The organism is Sinorhizobium prairiense (assembly GCF_029201645.2).
In the GTDB taxonomy this organism is placed as follows: domain Bacteria; phylum Pseudomonadota; class Alphaproteobacteria; order Rhizobiales; family Rhizobiaceae; genus Sinorhizobium; species Sinorhizobium meliloti_A.
The window spans coordinates 1,766,400-1,784,454 of record NZ_CP104131.1; the positions used below are offsets into that span (position 1 = coordinate 1,766,400).

Sequence of the window (18,055 nt, forward strand, 5' to 3'; positions counted from 1 at the left end):
GACATTGAAGGAGACGCGCAGCAAACAACCGGATATCACGCCGGACATGTTGTTGCGCGCCTACTCGATCGGTCTCTTCCCATGGCCAACTCGGCCGACGATCCTGAACTTTTCTGGGTGGAGCCCGAGATCCGCGGCATCATTCCGCTGGACCGGTTTCACGTCTCGCGCAGCCTCGCCAAGGCGATCCGCAGACGTCCCTTCGACATTCGCTTCGATACGGCCTTCGCTGAGGTCATGGAGGGGTGCGCGCAGCCCGCACGGGACAGGCCGACGACCTGGATCAACGACACGATCCGCTCCCTCTATGCGGCCCTGCACCAAATGGGCCATGCGCACAGCGTCGAGGCATGGGAGGGAGATGTACTCGTCGGCGGACTCTACGGCGTTTCACTCGGCGCAGCCTTTTTCGGCGAAAGCATGTTCTCGCGGCGCACCGACGCATCGAAGATTTGCCTCGTCCATCTGGTCGAGCGATTGAGGTCCAAGGGATTTCGGCTCCTCGACACGCAATTCACAACCGAACACCTGAAGTCCTTCGGTGCAGTCGACGTGCCCAAGGCTCAGTACGAAGTTCTGCTCGCGAAAGCCATAGCTTCGCCAAATCTCGAATTCTGAGGATCATGCCTCCTCAAGGAAAGGCTTACGCTTTGCGTCGCTCCAGTGAGTGGCAGCAGTGAGTGGCAGGCAAAGAGAGAAGGATCGCAGGAGGCGCCTTGCCAAGTGCTCTATTGCTTTGCCGCCGTATCCGGCGGGGGGACGTCCGACGAGGTCTTGCAGGACTGCAGCCAAACGTCATAGACGGGGTGCTCGACCGCATTGAGCCCCGGGCTGTCGGCAAACATCCAGCCGGTGAAGATACGGCGGATCTTCCGGTCGAGCGTAATTTCGTCCACCTCCACGAAAGTGGTCGTCTTCGGCGCTTCCGTTTCGTCGCGGCTGTGGCAAACGCGCGGCGTTACCTGCAGCGCACCGAATTGCACCGTTTCGCCGATATAGACGTCAAAACTGGTGATGCGGCCGGTGATCTTGTCGATGCCGGAGAAGACCGCGACGGCGTTGGAAAGGCGCGCCGCCTGCGCGGTTTCGACGGTAGACGTCACCGGAGCGGCAAGGAGAAGGGCAATGGCAGCAAACCGCCCTCCCCGGCCAATCAAATCCCGCAGACAGAAACCCGCCATTACCGCCAATCCCCCGCACATTGCTGTTAGTCCCGGATGGACTTCAGGCGCTAAACCCGAAATGTGGCTGCGCCGTGATCGTCCCGAATGTCGCGGGATGATACCCGAAGAGCCCAGGCTCAGGAGCGCGGCGTCCAGGCGTCGTAGTCGCCGGTCACACGCGGGCGCTTGCCGGCGCCGGCAATCGACCCCTTCGGCCGATAGGCACCGGGCGTGCCGGTCGGGTTGGCGCGGTGGGGCTTCTGCCACTCGCGTACGACATATTTCTCGTCGGCGGGGGAGACGTCGGTGCGGTGGTGCATCCAGCCATGCCAGCCCGGCGGGATCGCAGACGCCTCGGCAGGGCCGTTGTAGATGACCCAACGCCGCGTCCGCCCCTCAGAGTCCGTGCCGCCCTGATAGTAGACGTTGCCGAACTCGTCTTCCCCGACGCGCTGGCCATGGCGCCAGGTGTGAAACCGGGTACCGATCGTCTGTCCGTTCCACCAGGTGAAAATCTGCAGCAGGAGCTTCATAGGCATCGTCCTTTACCGGCCGATGGGAGCCAGCCGGATGTCAAAATCTCGCCCCCGCTTATGCCGCGCCGCTTCCGGCTTGTCCAGTGATTCCGCTCTTGGCTGCGGGGCATTTCACCTGCATCTGGCGGCCGAAGCGGCTGTGTCGCATCGATGCGAGCGGCGTCAAAGGTCAGGAAAGACGCTTTTCGAGGATGAGCGCCGGTATGCCGGACTGCTCGTCGCCGCAACTGGATGTTTTTGCGACTTCCACAAATCCGTGCGCGCGATAAAAGGCGAGCGCGTGCAGGTTCTGCGGCTCCACCTCCACCCGCATGCGTTCCGCGTCCGGGAAGCAGGTCTCGAGCTCCGCGAACATGTCGCGACCGACGCCATGGCGTTGATACTTCGGCAGCACATAGAGCTGGTGCAACACGGCTGTCTTTTCCAGCGACTCGGACATGGCGGCATAGCCCATCCCGGCAAGCTCGCTGCCGTTGTCGGCGACGACAAACTCGGAGTGCTTGCGCTGCAAGCGCGCGCGAAGGGCCTCGACGGAATGCCACTTCGCCGTCAGTTCATTGACCTTTTCGACACCGTAGAACGTATCGTAGGTCGCGTGCCACGTCTCGGCAAGCAGAGCGCGAACCTTTTCGAGGTCGCGCTCGCTCGCGGTACGGACGAAGAACATCGTCACTCCTCGATGCCGAGCTTGGATTTTACGAGGGCCTGCACCGCCTGCGGATTGGCCTTGCCGCCGGTTGCCTTCATCACCTGCCCGACGAACCAGCCGGCGAGCGACGGCTTCGCCTTGGCTTTTTCAACCTGGTCGGGATTGGCGGCGATGATCTCGTCGACCGCCTTCTCGATCGCACCGGTGTCGGTGACCTGCTTCATACCGCGGCTCTCGACGATCTCGGCCGGATCGCCTCCCTCGCTCCAGAGGATTTCGAAGAGATCCTTTGCGAGCTTGCCGGAAATGGTGCCGTCCTTGATGAGATCGATGATACCGCCGAGCTGCGCCGGCGAGACCGGCGTTTCCTCGATGGTCTTTCCGGCCTTGTTCAGCGCGCCGAGAAGATCGTTGATCACCCAGTTCGCCGCCGCCTTGCCGTCACGGCCTTCGGCCACGGCTTCGAAGTAATCGGCAATCGCCTTTTCCGAGACGAGAACGGACGCATCGTAAACGGACAGACCGAGATCGCGAACGAAGCGTTCCTTCTTGTCGTCCGGCAATTCGGGAAGATCGGCCTTGAGAGCTTCCACGAAGGCATCGTCGAACTCGAGCGGCAGGAGATCCGGATCGGGGAAGTAGCGGTAGTCGTGCGCCTCTTCTTTCGAACGCATGGAGCGGGTCTCGCCCTTGTTGGCATCGAAGAGACGGGTCTCCTGGTCGATCGCGCCGCCGTCTTCGAGGATGGCGATCTGGCGACGGGCCTCGTATTCGATCGACTGGCCGACGAAGCGGATCGAGTTGACGTTCTTGATTTCGCAGCGCGTGCCGAAAGCTTCGCCCGGGCGGCGAACCGAGACGTTGACGTCCGCGCGCATCGAGCCCTCGTCCATATTGCCGTCGCAGGTGCCGAGATAACGCAGGATCGAGCGGAGCTTGGTGAGATAGGCTTTCGCCTCGTCCGACGACCGCAGGTCCGGCTTCGAGACGATCTCCATCAGCGCGACGCCCGACCGGTTGAGGTCGACATAGGACATGGCGGGATGCTGGTCGTGCATAGACTTGCCGGCATCCTGCTCCAGATGCAGGCGCTCGATGCCGATCTCGACGTCTTCGAACTGCCCCTGGCGATCCGGACCGACGGAAATGATGATCTTGCCTTCGCCGACGATCGGATCCTTGTATTGCGAGATCTGATAGCCCTGCGGCAGGTCCGGATAGAAATAGTTCTTCCGGTCGAAGATCGAGCGATTGTTGATCTTTGCCTTCAAGCCGAGGCCGGTGCGCACGGCCTGCTTGACGCATTCCTCGTTGATGACCGGAAGCATGCCCGGCATTGCGGCATCGACCAGCGACACATTGGCGTTCGGCTCCGACCCGAACTCGGTCGACGCACTGGAGAACAGCTTCGAATTGCTCAGCACCTGCGCATGGACTTCCATGCCGATGATGACCTCCCAGTCGCCGGTGGCGCCTGGAATGAAGCGTTTCGGATCAGGAGTGCGGACGTCGACGATGCTCATGTCATGCTCTTCTTTGAAGCCTGAATTCGTGGTTTCTCGGTAGAGCAATTGATCCCACGGTGCAAGCTTGTAAGGCGCGGCCGCACATCGGCACTGGACAATGCAGGCTCTCGCAGCCGGTGATTGCAACCTTGACGATTGCGCGGCGATCTCCTAGAAAGCGCGAGATCCGACAGGAGTCTTTATGTTCCATCAGTCTGAGTCCCGGTAAGGGCCCTGCCCGCTTCCACTGAAAAGCGTGCATGGGCCGGAAACGTAAACCCCGCTCTTCTCGCGAAGAACGGAACGTTTTCCTGCGTTCTGACGAACGCCATTCCGGAACACTCCAACGATGGACATTTCACGCGCCGAACAGCGCATTCTTCACCATTTGGCCCAGGGCGGCCGCATTGAAATCACCCGCGAAGGCAAGGCGATCGCGGACGTTCGCTGCTTTACGAGAGACGGCTGGGTCTATCCCGGTGTCGATCTCGAGCTTTTCCGTAAGCTGAAACGAAAGAGAGCGATCAAGTCGTCGGCCGGTAAGCCCTATCGCATCACCGAACGCGGACTGCATCTGGTCAGATCGGAGCTCAACAACCGCTGAGCGCCGGCGATCCGAATTGCACCGGATGCCGGAGATATCGTCTCCGGCATCCGATGCGTTCGGTTTGCCGCGATTTCGACGGATTACGCCTCTTTACGCCGTCACCACCATTTGGAGGGCGTGAAGCGGCCGGCTGCCTGTTCGATGACATGGGCCGTCTTGAACAGCGTTTCTTCTTCGAAGGGCTTGCCGATGAGCTGCAGACCGAGCGGCAGCCCCTTGCGGTCGAGCCCGCCCGGCACCGCAATACCCGGAAGGCCGGCCATGTTCACCGTCACGGTGAAGATGTCGTTCAGGTACATCTTCACCGGATCGGATGCGAGGTCCTCGTCGGCAATGCCGAAGGCGGAGGACGGCGTGGCCGGCGTCAGGATCGCATCGACACCCGCCTGGAAGGCGAGCTCGAAGTCGCGCTTGATCAAAGTCCGGACCTTCTGCGCGCGCAGGTAATAGGCATCGTAATAGCCGGCGGAGAGTACATAGGTGCCGATCATGATACGACGCTTGACCTCCTGGCCGAAGCCGGCGGCGCGCGTCTTTTCATACATGTCGATGATGTCCTTGCCGTCGACGCGCAGGCCGTAGCGAACGCCGTCGTAACGCGCGAGGTTGGACGACGCTTCGGCCGGAGCGACGATGTAGTAAGCGGGCAGCGCGTATTTCGTATGCGGCAGCGAGATATCGACGATTTCGGCGCCGGCATCCCTGAGCCAGGCGATGCCCTGCTGCCAGAGCGCCTCGATATCCTCCGGCATGCCGTCGACGCGGTATTCCTTCGGAATGCCGATCCGCATGCCCTTGATCGACTGGCCGATCGAGGCTTCGTAGTCCGGCACCGGCAGATCGACGGATGTCGTGTCCTTCGGATCGATGCTCGCCATCGACTTCAACAGGACCGCCGCATCGCGCACGTCGCGGGCGATCGGGCCCGCCTGGTCGAGCGACGAGGCGAAGGCGACGACGCCCCAGCGCGAGCAGCGTCCATAGGTCGGCTTGATGCCGACGGTGCCGGTGAACGCCGCCGGCTGGCGAATCGAGCCGCCGGTATCGGTCGCGGTGGCGCCGGCGCAAAGACGCGCCGCGACCGCGGCCGCAGACCCGCCGGAAGAGCCGCCGGGAACCAGGTCCAGATTCGAGCCTTTAGCGCGCCACGGGTTCTTGACCGGTCCGTAATAGGAGGTCTCGTTAGACGAGCCCATGGCGAACTCGTCCATGTTAAGCTTGCCGAGCATGACGGCGCCGTCGTTCCACAGGTTCTGGGTCACGGTCAACTCGTAGCGCGGCTCGAAGCCGTCGAGTATGTGGCTGCATGCCTGCGTGTGGATGCCCTCCGTGCCGAAGAGATCCTTGATACCAAGCGGAATGCCCTCGAGCGCGCCGGCCTTACCGGCCGCGATGCGGGCGTCCGATGCCTTCGCCATCTCGCGCGCCTTTTCCGGCGTGACGGCGACATAGGCGTTGATCGTCTGGTTGGCTGCCTCGATCGCGGCAAGATAGGCGTCGGTCAACTCGACCGCGGTGATCTCCTTGGCGGAAAGCTTCGCGCGGGCTTCGGCGATCGTGAGGCTCGTAAGGTCGGTCATGGTGCAATCGGACTTTCGCATTCAAAACGGCGGGGCGGACGGCGGGTGGTTATTCGACCACCTTCGGAACGAGGAAGAAGTTGCGATCCGAGTTCGGCGCGTTGGCGACAATGTCGTCCGCCTTGTCACCATCCGCGACGATGTCGTCGCGCTTTTTCATCTTCATCGGCATCACCGACGTCATCGGCTCGACTCCGTCGATATCCACTTCGGAGAGCTGCTCGACGAAGCCCAGGATACCGTTGAGTTCGCCGGTCATCCGCTCGGCTTCCTCATCGCTGACGGCGATGCGGGCAAGGCGCGCGACGCGCTTCACGGTGGCAAGGTCTACGGACATGATCGTCTCCGGTATCGCAAAGTTTCCCCGCTATAAAGGCGAGTTGCACAACGTGCAACTCGCGAATAGCGCTGACCGGTTTCCGGTTCGGCTGCGCTCCTCTTCAGAGGGTTACTGCGCCACCGACCTCGGGGAGGGCGACCAATGTCGAGGCACCGTCCATGCCCGCAACGAAGGTCTCCGGCGTCTGGTCGATGATCGGGAAGGAGCCATAGTGGCAAGGGATCGCCGTGTTGAACTTGAAGTAGCGCTGGCATGCGAGCGCGGCCACGGCACCGCCCATGGTGAAACGGTCGCCGATCGGCACGATGCCGATTTCCGGCTCGTGCAGTTCCTGCACGAGCGCCATGTCCGAGAAGATGTCCGTGTCGCCCATGTGATAGAGCGTCGGCTCGTCGTCGAAATGGAGAACAAGGCCATTGGCGTTGCCGAGCGAATGCGAAACGCCGTCGTCGGTGATCTGCGCCGACGAGTGCAGCGCGTTGACGAATGTGGCGGTGAAGCCCCCGAGCTGGATGGTTCCGCCCGTATTGCCCGGCTCCAGCTTCGAAATACCCTGCCGGCCGAGCCACATGCAGAGGTCGAAATTGGCAAGGACCGTCGCCCCGTTTCCTTGGCTATGGCAACGGTGTCGCCGACGTGGTCGCCGTGGCCGTGGGTGAGCAGAATGTGGGTCAGTCCCGCCGTTGCGGCCTTGCGCTCCTCGTCCCGAAAGGCGGGATTGCCGGTGAAAAACGGATCTATCAGGATTTTGGCTTTCGCCGTTTCGATGTGGAAGGCGGAATGTCCCAGCCATTTGATGTTCATGATGTTCTCCTCAGATCGCGCGCGGCACCCCGGACGAGTCGGGCGATAAAATCGTTCGATTTATGTCTAGGACAAGCATATGGATCAGACCAGCGCACTGGAAAGATCGAATCGGTAAATCCCATGGCAATTCTCACGATGGAGGAACTCGCGGAGCGGCTGCCGCCCTATCGGTCGGTGGCGGGCCTGGATCTCGGGACGAAAACGATCGGCCTTTCGGTTTCCGATCTGGGGCGGCGCTTTGCGACGCCGCGCGATGTGATCCGCCGCGTCAAGTTCGGCGCCGACGCGCAGGCGCTCCTGGCCTTTGCGGAGAAGGAAGGGATCGCGGCCTTCATCATCGGCTTGCCGGTGAACATGGACGGATCCGAGGGGCCGCGCTGCCAGGCGACGCGTGCCTTCGTGCGCAATATGGGGAAAAGACGGATATCCCCTTCGTCCTATGGGACGAACGCCTGTCGACGGTGGCAGCCGAGCGGGTACTGATCGAAATGGACGTATCGCGTAAAAAGCGGGCCGAACGTATCGACTCGGCAGCCGCTTCCTTCATTCTTCAGGGAGCGCTGGATAGATTGGCATCGCTGGCGAGAGGCGCTTCCGGCGATCGGGACGCACCGTAACGGCGCCGATACCAGGCCGCGATCTGCCGCCGCTTCCTGAGCGCGACAAGGCCGAACACGATCAGGCTGTCGACGATCATGGCCCGGGCGACGAGCGGCGGAATGGTTTCCGGCGGCATTCCCAGGATTTTCCCGTAAACCCGGAAGACGAGCTCATGCGCCTCCCGCGTAAGCATGAAGACGCCGAAGCTCATGTCGTAATAGGAGAGCCCGTACCAGCCCGTAAGCAGCATCACGGGACCGCCCCAGAAGATGAGCAACCACTTCATGAAGCGCCCCTCTCCGGCTGATGGCCGCGCAGAAGCGAGCTGATCCCACGATCAAGCAGGACGAACGTGGTCAGGACGGCCGCGAGGCTCGCTATATCGAGCGCCAGGCCGGCAAAAAACATCACCATGATGATCAGCAAGGCAGCTCTCACCGGCCGCTCCGTTCCATCCTTGAAAAAATCGCACCGCCAGTATCTCCGCCTCGGAGGCAGAAGCGCAATGTAAACCATTTGTTAAGGTTAATATTCACGGTGAAAGGCGGCTTGCGGCCGCCGGTCCAGCGGCCTACAGCGAGTTCTGCGCACCTCATAAGAACGCGCGGCGCTACGTGCGTGAACCTGCCTGGAGCCCTGATGACCATCGTCTTCGAAAGCATTCTGCCCGTCTTCCTGCTGGTGATCCTTGGTGTCGCGCTCCGGCGCTCTACGCTTGTAGACCAGGGGCTATGGATCGGGCTCGAGCAGTTCGGCTATTATTTTCTCTTTCCCGCGCTGCTCTTCTCGACGCTGGCGAAGGCGGACCTGGCCGGACTCGAGGCTGATGCGACGGCCGTCGCTACGGTCGGCAGCGTGACATTGATGTCGGCCGCCCTCCTCTCGGCCTGGCCTCTGCTGCGTCGAAGCGGCATTTCGGGGCCCACCTTCACGTCGGTCTTCCAGACGGCCACGCGATGGAATGCCTTCATTGCACTGGCGGTCGCTGAAAAACTCTTCGGCGCGGTTGGACTCAGCCTGACGGCCCTCGTCATGGCACTGCTCATCATCCCGATCAATTTCTACAATATCGCCGTTCTGACCTGGTTCGGCGGCGGCAGCCGTGGCATCGGTTTTTTCTTTTTGAAGATCATCACCAATCCCCTGATCATCTCGTCGGCGCTCGGGATATTGTTCAACTTGACGGGCATCGAACTCTATGAGCCGGTGATGACGGCGGTCGACATGCTGGCGAGCGCTTCGCTCGGGCTTGGGCTGATCCTGGTCGGGGCCGGCCTCAAGGTCGCCGACGCCCTGAGCCCGAGCATCCCAGCCCTGTTCGCGGTCGTGCTCAAGCTGATCGTCATGCCGGTGTTCATGGTGGGCGGCAGCGCGCTTCTCGGCATCCGGGGGGATGCCCTGCTGGTCATCGCCGTGGGTGCGGCCGTCCCCACCGCCATGAACGGCTATCTTCTGGCCAAACAGATGGGGGGTGACGCGGAGCTTTACGCCTCCGTCGCCACGATCCAGACGGCGGCCTCCTTCCTGACGATACCGCTCGTGCTCTTCGTTACGGGCTATGTCGCGGCCGGATAGAGCAAATCGAGGACATAGGCCGAATCGAAGCGCGAATCGAGCATGCCGTAAGTCGAGCGCCAGCCGGCGGCCAGGCGCGATTCCAGAAACGCATCGGCGATGCGCCCGGCCCCGAGCCTGTAGAGTTCGGCAGCCGCCGCCGCCAGCGCCAGTTGCTCGACCAGCATGCGTGCCGCGCCCTCGTCCCGCTCGCAGAGCGACATGGCGGCACGCAGAACCTCGATCGTCTTGCGCCCGGCGGGACCCAGATCGCGGCCGATCGTTGCGAAGAGCTGCTCGAACAGTTCCTTGCGGCGCCCGAGCACCCGCAGGACGTCGAGCGCCATAACGTTGCCGGAGCCTTCCCAGATCGCATTGACCGGCGCTTCGCGGTAGTGGCGCGCAAGCGCCCGCTCCTCCACATAGCCGTTGCCGCCCATGCACTCCATGGCCTCGTAGATCAGCGCGGGGGCGATCTTGCAGCACCAGTATTTCGCGACCGGCGTCATGATGCGGGCATAAGCGGCATCCTCGGCGCTGCCATGGGCATTATCGAAGGCTTCGGCCAGGCGGAACGACAGCGCGCTTGCGGCCGCGACATCCAGGGCCATGTCGGCGAGCACTCTGGTCATCATCGGCTGGCTGACAAGCGCTTTGCCGAAAACCTTGCGGCCGCGGGTATGATGGACGGCTTCGGCGAGCGATGCGCGCATCATGCCGGCCGAGGCCAGCGCGCAGTCGAGCCGGGTCAGCGTCACCATGTCCAGAATCGTACGGACACCGGCATCCGGCGTACCGAGCAGGAAACCGAAAGTGTCGGAAAACTCGACCTCGGAGGAAGCATTGGAACGGTTGCCCAGCTTGTCCTTCAGGCGCTGGAAACGCAGACCGTTGGCCCCACCGTCCTCCAGCAGCCGTGGGACCAGGAAACAGCCGAGCCCCTCCCGGGTCTGTGCCAGCATCACGAAAGCGTCGCTCATCGGCGCGGACATGAACCATTTGTGTCCGGTGAGGCGATAAATGCCCTCCCCCACCCGTTCGGCCGTGGAAGTGTTGGCGCGCACATCCGTGCCGCCCTGCTTCTCGGTCATGCCCATGCCGATCGTGACCGCGGATTTCTGCATCCACGGCCGATTGGACGAATCATATTTGCGCGAGAGGATCTTCGGCGCCCATTCCTTCTGGACGGCGGGGGAAGCGGTAATCGCCGCGACCGAGGCACTGGTCATCGTCAGCGGGCAGAGATGGCCGCATTCGAGCTGCGCGGTCAGATAGAAACGGATCGCCCTTACCTTGTGCGAGCGGCCGCGCTCATCGGGCAGGTTCTCCCAGGCGGAAGAATGCAGGCCGGTCGTCATGGATCGGCGCATCAGCGCATGCCAGGCGGGATGGAACTCGACGACGTCGAGGCGCTCCCCGCGCGGCCCGTGCGTCTTCAGCTTCGGCACGCCTTCATTGGCCATCCGGGCCAGTTCCTGCGCCTCGGGCGAAGTCACATAGCGCCCAAGCCCATCGAACTCGTCGCGCAGCGTCTTCGGCATGCTGGACGTGATGTCGACCACCAGCGGGTCGGAGCGAAAGGCGTTGACACCGGACCAGGGCTTGGGCTGGTTCAGTTCTGCAAGTTTTTGTTCTGTCCGGTTCATCTGATTCATGGGCCGGTTTTAGAGCCTTTCCTGTCCAAATGGAAACAATTCTGTCGGCCCAAGTTTTCTTCGGAACGGGCGGCGCGCCGCTTGCCGCGCCGGGGTCCACGTTCTATAGAGCGACCGAATTCCAGAAATGCAAGGGCGGCCCATGATCACCTTCCCGCATCGCCACCTGCTCGGCATCAAGGGGCTGACGGAACAGGATATCACGCTCCTGCTCGATCGCGCCGACGAGGCCGTCAAGATCTCTCGACAGAGGGAGAAAAAGACCTCCTCGCTGCGCGGGCTCACGCAGATCAATCTGTTCTTCGAAGCCTCGACCCGGACCCAGTCTTCATTCGAGCTCGCCGGAAAGCGGCTCGGCGCCGACGTCATGAACATGTCCGTCGGCAATTCCTCGGTGAAGAAAGGCGAGACGCTGATCGATACGGCGATGACGCTGAACGCCATGCACCCGGACGTGCTGGTCGTTCGCCACTCGTCGGCCGGGGCTGCCTCGCTGCTTGCCCAGAAGGTCTCCTGCTCGGTCGTCAACGCCGGCGACGGCCAGCACGAGCACCCGACGCAGGCGCTGCTCGACGCGCTGACGATCCGGCGCGCCAAAGGCAAGCTCTCGCGGATCATCGTGGCGATCTGCGGCGACGTTCTCCACTCGCGCGTCGCCCGCTCCAACATCCTGCTTTTGAACCAGATGGGCGCCCGCGTGCGGGTCGTCGCGCCGGCGACGCTGCTTCCCGCCGGCATCGCCGAGATGGGCGCGGAGGTCTACCACTCCATGGCCGAGGGCCTCAAGGATGCGGACGTGGTGATGATGCTGAGGCTCCAGCGCGAGCGCATGGCCGGCTCATTCGTGCCTTCGGTGCGCGAATACTTTCATTACTACGGGCTGGACGCCGAGAAGCTCAAGGTCGCGAAGGACGACGCGCTCGTCATGCATCCGGGGCCGATGAACCGCGGTGTCGAGATCGCCTCGGAGATCGCCGACGGGCCGCAAAGCGTGATCGAACAGCAGGTCGAGATGGGCGTCGCCGTGCGCATGGCCGTGATGGAAACATTGCTTCTCTCCCAGAACCAGGGGCCGCGCCTATGACCAGACCACTCGTTCTGCAGAACCTCCGCATCGTCGATCCTTCGCGGAACCTGGACGAAACCGGCACCGTCATCGTCGGGGACGACGGCCGTATCCTCGCGGCGGGGAAGGATGCGCAGAACCAGGGCGTACCTGCGGACGCCTTCGTCAAGGACTGCGCCGGTCTCACCGCCGTTCCGGGCTTGGTCGATGCGCGCGTCTTCGTCGGCGAACCGGGCAGCGAACATCGCGAGACGATCGAGTCGGCCTCGCGTGCCGCGGCGACCGGCGGCGTCACTTCTTTCATCGCCATGCCGGACACCGATCCGGTGATCGACGATGTGGCGCTGGTCGAATTCGTGCGGAAGACCGCGCGCGACAAGGCGCTCGTCAACGTGCATCCGGCGGCGGCCCTGACCAAGGGACTGCTTGGCCAGGAGATGACCGAGATCGGGCTGCTTCGCGATGCGGGCGCCGTCTGCTTCACCAATGGGCGACAGCCGGTACACGATACGCTCGTGCTTCGCCGCGCGATGACCTACGCGCGCGAGTTCGGTGCCGTCGTCGCGCTCGAGACCCGAGACAAGTATCTCGGCGCCAACGGCGTCATGAATGAAGGGCTGCTGGCGAGTTGGCTCGGCCTTCCCGGCGTTCCGCGCGAAGCCGAGATCATTCCGCTCGAACGCGACCTGCGCATCGCCGGCCTGACGCGTGCGGCCTATCACGCAGCCGAAATTTCCGTTCCCGAATCGGCCGAGACCATTCGCATCGCCCGCGAGAACGGCACCAACGTCACCTGCGGGATCTCGATCAATCATCTGACCCTGAACGAGAACGACATCGGCGAGTACAGGACTTTCTTCAAACTCTCGCCGCCCTTGCGCACCGAGGACGATCGCGTCGCAATGGTCGAGGCGCTGGCCAACGGAACGATCGATATCATCGTCTCGTCCCATGATCCCCAGGATGTCGACACCAAGCGCCTGCCCTTCGCGGATGCCGCGGACGGGGCGATCGGTCTCGAAACACTGGCGGCAGCGGCGCTGCGGCTCTACCACAGCGGCGAAGTGCCGCTGATGCGGCTGATCGATGCTCTGTCCACCCGTCCGGCCGCGATCTTCGGCCTGGATGCCGGCACGCTGAAGCCCGGCGCCCGGGCCGACATCGCCGTCATCGACCTTGACGAGCCTTGGGTTCTCCACAAGGAGACACTCGTCTCACGCTCCAAGAACACGCCTTTCGAAAATGCACGCTTTACCGGACGGGTCGTCCAAACCTATGTTGCGGGCGAACTCGTGCATTCGGCATAACCGGCGCGAGTCAGCGGAAGGGGGGACCGGTGGACATGTTTTCCTGGCAGTTGGGGCTGCCTTCGACGCTCGCATGCCTTGTTTTCGGTTATCTGCTGGGCTCGATCCCGTTCGGCCTCATCCTGACGCGGATGGCCGGCCTCGGTGACGTACGCAAGATCGGCTCCGGCAATATCGGCGCGACGAACGTGCTCAGAACCGGCAACAAGAAGCTTGCCGCCACGACGCTGCTGCTGGATGCGCTGAAGGGCACGGCTGCCGCGGCGATCGCATCCTACTGGGGTGTCGAAGCGGGCATCGCCGCCGGTTTCGCCGCCTTTATCGGGCACTTGTTTCCGGTCTGGCTTTCGTTCCGGGGCGGCAAGGGCGTTGCCACCTATATCGGCGTGCTGCTCGGCCTCGTGCCGGTGATGGTGCTCCTCTTCGCAGTCATCTGGCTGGCAATGGCAAAGATCACCCGCTACTCATCCCTGTCGGCGCTCGTCGCTACCGCTGTCGTCCCAATCGCGCTCTATGCAGCCGGCCACGGCAAGGTGGCCGTGCTCTTTGCGGTCATGACGGCCATCGCCTGGATCAAGCACCGCGCCAACATCCAGCGCCTTCTGAGCGGCACCGAAAGCCGGATCGGAGAAAAGGGCTGATGCCGCCGGGCGCTCGACGTGCCGGGATGGCGCTGAGCGAACGGCAGAAAATCGCATGGTTGCGGCTGATCCGAAGCGACAATGTCGGCCCCGCAACCTTCCGCGATCTGATCAGCCATTTCGGCAACGCAGAGAAGGCGCTCGAGGCGCTGCCGGAACTTTCGCGTCGTGGCGGGGCGGACCGGTCCTTCCGCGTCGCCACGGTGGAAGAAGCCGAGCGAGAACTCGAGGCCGCACACCGGTTCGGCGCCGTGTTCGTGGGCATCGGCGAGCCCGATTATCCGGATGCGCTCAGACAGATCGACGGCGCCCCGCCTCTTCTCGCGACGAAGGGCAATTTGAAGGCGGCGGCCCGCCCTTCGCTCGGGATCGTCGGCTCACGCAATGCCTCGGTCAGCGGCGCGAAGTTCGCGGCGATGATCGCCCGCGACGCCGGAGCTGCCGGCTATGTCATTACATCAGGGCTCGCCCGCGGCATCGACACCGCCGCCCACCGCGCCAGTCTGCGGACAGGCACGATCGCCGTGCTCGCGGGTGGCCTCGACCGCCCCTACCCGCCGGAGAATCGCGACCTGCTGCAGGAAATCGTCTCCGGCGAGGGGCTGGCGGTCAGCGAGATGCCCTTCGGCTGGGAACCGCGCGCCCGGGACTTCCCGAGGCGGAACCGGCTCGTCGCGGGCATCAGCCTCGGTGTTGCGATCGTCGAAGCCGCGAGCCGCTCAGGGTCACTGATCACTGCGCGTTACGCGGCCGATTTCGGCCGGCTGGTCTTTGCCGTGCCCGGGTCGCCTCTCGATCCGCGCTGTCACGGCACGAACGATCTCTTGAAACAGGGCGCGACCGTCACGACCTCTTCGGCGGACGTGATCGAGGCACTGGCGCCTCTCAGCCGCGACGATCTTTTCTCGCGGCTGGACGTGAAGGAACCGGGTATCGAGGAACCGCGATCGGTGCCGCCGGCCCCGGACGACACCGATCGCGCGCGCGTCGTCGAGGCTCTCGGGCCGACGCCGGTCGAGATCGACGATCTCATTCGGTATACGGGGCTTGCCGCACCGCAGATCCATATGGTGCTCGTCGAACTGGATCTTGCCGGTCAGCTCTGCCGGCACGGAGGCAATCTCGTATCGCTCGCGACCGCCGAATGACGGCTCGGATCCTTCGCTCCGCCGCGCCAAAGACAACGGCAAGAATGACGACCACCGGTTGAGCCGATTCGAATGTTGCCGCTTGGTTGCGGTCGAGCGCGATATAGCTATTTTCGATCAAACCCCTTGACCGCGCCCGAATCCCTGTCCATGTCGTGGCGTCGGTATTGGCGCGCAGGGTCGCCAAACAAGTTGTCTCAGAGAATGTCGATGAATGTTGTAGTGGTGGAATCGCCTTCCAAGGCCAAGACGATCAACAAGTACCTGGGCCCAGGCTACAAGGTGCTTGCCTCGTTCGGCCATGTGCGTGACCTGCCTGCCAAGGACGGATCGGTTCGCCCCGACGAAGACTTCGAGATGTCCTGGGAGGTCGACGGCGCCTCCGCCAAGCGGATGAAGGACATCGCCGATGCGGTGAAATCGTCCGACGGTCTCATTCTCGCAACCGACCCCGACCGCGAGGGCGAGGCGATCTCCTGGCATGTGCTCGACCTTCTCAGGAAGAAGAAGGTCATCGGCGACAAACCGGTCAAGCGCGTCGTCTTCAATGCGATCACCAAGAAGGCCGTGCTCGATGCGATGGCCGAACCCCGCGACATCGATGCCTCGCTGGTCGACGCATATCTCGCACGCCGCGCTCTCGACTACCTCGTCGGCTTCAATCTTTCGCCCGTGCTCTGGCGCAAGCTGCCGGGCGCACGCTCCGCGGGCCGGGTGCAATCGGTGGCGCTGCGCCTCGTCTGTGACCGCGAGGCGGAAATCGAGCGCTTCGTCACCGAAGAATACTGGAACATCTCGGCGCTTCTGAAGACACCGCGCGGCGACGAATTCGAAGCGCGCCTCGTTTCGGCCGACGGCAAGCGGCTGCCGCCGAAGGCGATCGGCAATGGCGAGGAAGCCAACCGGTTGAAGTCCCTGCTCGACGGCGCGAGCTACGTCGTGGAGAGCGTCGAGGCAAAGCCGGTCAAGCGCAACCCCTCCCCGCCCTTCACCACTTCGACGCTGCAGCAGGCCGCCTCCTCGAAACTCGGCTTCTCGGCATCGCGCACCATGCAGGTTGCGCAGAAGCTCTATGAAGGCGTCGATATCGGCGGAGAAACCGTAGGTCTCATCACCTATATGCGTACGGACGGCGTGCAGATGGCGCCGGAAGCGATCGCCGCCGCGCGCCAGGCGATCGGCAGCCAGTTCGGAGAGCGCTATCTTCCGGAAAAGCCGCGCTTCTATTCCACCAAGGCAAAGAACGCCCAGGAAGCGCACGAGGCCATTCGCCCGACGGATTTCGACCGCACGCCGGACCAGGTTCGCCGCTTCCTCGACGGCGACATGCTCAGACTCTACGATCTCGTCTGGAAGCGCGGCATCGCGAGCCAGATGGCATCTGCGGAGATCGAGCGCACCACCGCCGAGATCGTTGCCGACAATGCCGGCAAGAAGGCGGGCCTCAGGGCAACCGGTTCGGTCATCCGCTTCGACGGCTTCATCGCAGCCTATACCGACATGAAGGAAGACGGCGAGCAGTCGGATGACGGCGACGAGGGCGGCCGCCTTCCGGAAATCAACGCGCGCGAAAATCTTGCCAAGCAGAAGATCAACGCCAGCCAGCACTTCACCGAGCCGCCGCCGCGCTATTCGGAAGCGACGCTCATCAAGAAGATGGAAGAGCTCGGCATCGGCCGTCCGTCCACCTATGCGGCGACCGTCACGACCCTCATCGACCGCGACTATGTGGAAATCGACAAGCGCAAGCTGGTGCCGCAGGCGAAGGGCCGTCTGGTCACGGCGTTCCTCGAAAGCTTCTTCACCCGCTATGTCGAATATGACTTCACCGCGTCGCTCGAGGAGAAACTGGACCAGATTTCGGCGGGCGAGCTCAATTGGAAGGACGTGCTGCGCGACTTCTGGAAGGACTTCTTCTCCCAGATCGAGGACACCAAGGAACTGCGCGTCACCAACGTGCTCGATGCGCTCAACGAGGAATTGGCACCGCTCGTGTTCCCGAAGCGGGAAGATGGCGGCGACCCGCGCCTTTGTCAGGTCTGCGGCACCGGCAAACTGTCCCTGAAACTCGGAAAGTACGGCGCTTTCGTCGGATGCTCCAACTACCCGGAATGCAACTACACGCGCCAACTCTCCTCCGACAGCAGCGGTGACGCCGAAGCAGCCGCAGCGAACGAGCCGCAAAGCCTCGGCAAGGATCCGCATACCGGCGAGGAGATCACGCTACGCAACGGCCGCTTCGGCCCCTATGTTCAGCGCGGCGACGGCAAGGAGGCGAAACGCGCCAGCCTGCCGAAAGGCTGGACGCCTGCAGCGATCGATCATGAGAAGGCCCTGGCTCTTCTCTCCTTGCCGCGCGACATCGGGCCGCATCCGGAAAGCGGAAAGATGATCTCCACCGGCATCGGCCGTTATGGCCCCTTCGTGCTTCACAACGGCACCTATGCCAATCTGGAGTCGGTCGAAGACGTCTTCTCGATCGGTCTGAACCGCGCGATTTCCGTCCTTGCCGACAAGCAGTCCAAGGGCGCCGGCGGCGGTCGCACCGCCGCGGCGGCCCTCAAGGAGCTTGGGGAACATCCGGACGGCGGCGCGATTACTGTTCGCGACGGACGCTTCGGACCCTATGTCAACTGGGGCAAGGTGAATGCCACGCTGCCGCGGGGCAAGGACCCGCAATCGGTGACGGTCGAGGAAGCGCTTGCGCTCATCGCCGAGCGCGAAGCGAAGGGCGGCGTGACCAAGGGCAAGGCGGCAAAGGGAAAATCGGCCGCGGCAAAATCGGCCGGAGCGAAGTCTGCCAAGGCTGCATCGGCCGGAACCGCGAAAGCGGAGAAGCCGAAATCAGCAGCGAAGACGAAAACGAAAGCGGCCGCGAAGGCCAAGAAGGACTGACT

At 63.1% G+C, this 18,055-nt stretch carries 16 protein-coding genes and 3 pseudogenes; 9 read left to right on the forward strand and 10 right to left on the reverse strand.

What is annotated here, in order from left to right:
* Window positions 1–4 precede the first annotated feature (4 nt).
* Window positions 5–618: pseudogene (gene aat, locus N0Q91_RS11190) on the forward strand (leucyl/phenylalanyl-tRNA--protein transferase).
* A gap of 110 nt (window positions 619–728) precedes the next feature.
* Here the strand turns inward: aat and N0Q91_RS11195 are convergent.
* From N0Q91_RS11195 to gatB, 4 genes are all read right to left on the reverse strand, one after another.
* Window positions 729–1,181 carry a DUF2155 domain-containing protein gene (locus tag N0Q91_RS11195; RefSeq protein WP_275596405.1) on the reverse strand — a complete coding sequence of 151 codons (453 nt, stop codon included), beginning with the start codon at window positions 1,179–1,181 and terminating at the stop codon, window positions 729–731.
* A gap of 119 nt (window positions 1,182–1,300) precedes the next feature.
* Window positions 1,301–1,696 carry an NADH:ubiquinone oxidoreductase subunit NDUFA12 gene (locus N0Q91_RS11200; RefSeq protein WP_018094887.1) on the reverse strand — a complete coding sequence of 132 codons (396 nt, stop codon included), beginning with the start codon at window positions 1,694–1,696 and terminating at the stop codon, window positions 1,301–1,303.
* A gap of 172 nt (window positions 1,697–1,868) precedes the next feature.
* Complete coding sequence (locus N0Q91_RS11205; RefSeq protein WP_275596406.1) at window positions 1,869–2,366, reverse strand: GNAT family N-acetyltransferase; 498 nt, start codon at window positions 2,364–2,366, stop codon at window positions 1,869–1,871.
* Window positions 2,367–2,368: 2 nt separating this feature from the next.
* Complete coding sequence (gene gatB / locus N0Q91_RS11210) at window positions 2,369–3,871, reverse strand: Asp-tRNA(Asn)/Glu-tRNA(Gln) amidotransferase subunit GatB (protein WP_018094885.1); 1,503 nt, start codon at window positions 3,869–3,871, stop codon at window positions 2,369–2,371.
* A gap of 331 nt (window positions 3,872–4,202) precedes the next feature.
* Here gatB and N0Q91_RS11215 point away from each other — a divergent pair, with 331 nt between their 5' ends.
* Window positions 4,203–4,457: a YjhX family toxin gene (locus tag N0Q91_RS11215; RefSeq protein WP_018094884.1), complete on the forward strand. Its 255-nt coding sequence runs from the start codon at window positions 4,203–4,205 to the stop codon at window positions 4,455–4,457.
* Between the two features lie 101 nt (window positions 4,458–4,558).
* Here N0Q91_RS11215 and gatA read toward each other — a convergent pair whose 3' ends face one another.
* The 3 genes and pseudogenes from gatA to N0Q91_RS11230 form a co-directional block, all read right to left on the reverse strand.
* Window positions 4,559–6,040, reverse strand: a complete 1,482-nt coding sequence (gene gatA / locus N0Q91_RS11220) for an Asp-tRNA(Asn)/Glu-tRNA(Gln) amidotransferase subunit GatA (protein WP_275596407.1) — start codon at window positions 6,038–6,040, stop codon at window positions 4,559–4,561.
* A gap of 49 nt (window positions 6,041–6,089) precedes the next feature.
* Window positions 6,090–6,377 carry an Asp-tRNA(Asn)/Glu-tRNA(Gln) amidotransferase subunit GatC gene (gatC, locus tag N0Q91_RS11225; RefSeq protein ID WP_275596408.1) on the reverse strand — a complete coding sequence of 96 codons (288 nt, stop codon included), beginning with the start codon at window positions 6,375–6,377 and terminating at the stop codon, window positions 6,090–6,092.
* Between the two features lie 103 nt (window positions 6,378–6,480).
* A pseudogene (locus N0Q91_RS11230) lies at window positions 6,481–7,184 on the reverse strand (metal-dependent hydrolase).
* A gap of 123 nt (window positions 7,185–7,307) precedes the next feature.
* Here N0Q91_RS11230 and ruvX point away from each other — a divergent pair.
* A pseudogene (ruvX, locus tag N0Q91_RS11235) lies at window positions 7,308–7,804 on the forward strand (Holliday junction resolvase RuvX).
* Here ruvX and N0Q91_RS11240 read toward each other — a convergent pair.
* Both N0Q91_RS11240 and N0Q91_RS11245 read right to left on the reverse strand, forming a co-directional pair.
* The gene (locus N0Q91_RS11240) at window positions 7,738–8,073 is read right to left on the reverse strand and encodes a DUF6105 family protein (protein ID WP_275596409.1); all 336 of its coding nucleotides are present in this window, start codon (window positions 8,071–8,073) and stop codon (window positions 7,738–7,740) included. The pseudogene ruvX and the gene N0Q91_RS11240 sit on opposite strands and share 67 nt — an antisense overlap.
* Window positions 8,070–8,225, reverse strand: a complete 156-nt coding sequence (locus N0Q91_RS11245; protein WP_275596410.1) for a hypothetical protein — start codon at window positions 8,223–8,225, stop codon at window positions 8,070–8,072. Before N0Q91_RS11245 ends, N0Q91_RS11240 begins: the two co-directional genes overlap by 4 nt.
* A 201-nt stretch (window positions 8,226–8,426) precedes the next feature.
* Between N0Q91_RS11245 and N0Q91_RS11250 the strand changes: the two genes are divergently transcribed.
* Complete coding sequence (locus N0Q91_RS11250; protein ID WP_100672217.1) at window positions 8,427–9,362, forward strand: AEC family transporter; 936 nt, start codon at window positions 8,427–8,429, stop codon at window positions 9,360–9,362.
* On the opposite strand, the gene N0Q91_RS11255 is transcribed toward N0Q91_RS11250, so the two are convergent.
* Entirely contained in the window at window positions 9,344–10,996 is a 1,653-nt protein-coding gene (locus tag N0Q91_RS11255) for an acyl-CoA dehydrogenase family protein (RefSeq protein ID WP_275596411.1), read from the reverse strand. The genes N0Q91_RS11250 and N0Q91_RS11255 overlap by 19 nt on opposite strands.
* A 142-nt stretch (window positions 10,997–11,138) precedes the next feature.
* Here N0Q91_RS11255 and N0Q91_RS11260 point away from each other — a divergent pair, with 142 nt between their 5' ends.
* The 5 genes from N0Q91_RS11260 (at window position 11,139) to topA (ending at window position 18,053) form a co-directional block, all read left to right on the forward strand.
* The gene (locus N0Q91_RS11260; RefSeq protein WP_003533035.1) at window positions 11,139–12,080 is read left to right on the forward strand and encodes an aspartate carbamoyltransferase catalytic subunit; all 942 of its coding nucleotides are present in this window, start codon (window positions 11,139–11,141) and stop codon (window positions 12,078–12,080) included.
* Entirely contained in the window at window positions 12,077–13,369 is a 1,293-nt protein-coding gene (locus N0Q91_RS11265; protein WP_275596412.1) for a dihydroorotase, read from the forward strand. The genes N0Q91_RS11260 and N0Q91_RS11265 overlap by 4 nt, the downstream gene beginning before the upstream one ends.
* A gap of 29 nt (window positions 13,370–13,398) precedes the next feature.
* A complete protein-coding gene (gene plsY / locus N0Q91_RS11270) occupies window positions 13,399–14,010 on the forward strand; it encodes a glycerol-3-phosphate 1-O-acyltransferase PlsY (RefSeq protein ID WP_100672215.1) in 612 nt (203 codons plus the stop codon).
* Window positions 14,010–15,158 carry a DNA-processing protein DprA gene (gene dprA, locus N0Q91_RS11275; RefSeq protein WP_275596413.1) on the forward strand — a complete coding sequence of 383 codons (1,149 nt, stop codon included), beginning with the start codon at window positions 14,010–14,012 and terminating at the stop codon, window positions 15,156–15,158. Before plsY ends, dprA begins: the two co-directional genes overlap by 1 nt.
* A 210-nt stretch (window positions 15,159–15,368) precedes the next feature.
* Window positions 15,369–18,053: a type I DNA topoisomerase gene (gene topA / locus N0Q91_RS11280; RefSeq protein WP_275596414.1), complete on the forward strand. Its 2,685-nt coding sequence runs from the start codon at window positions 15,369–15,371 to the stop codon at window positions 18,051–18,053.
* Window positions 18,054–18,055: the final 2 nt, after the last annotated feature.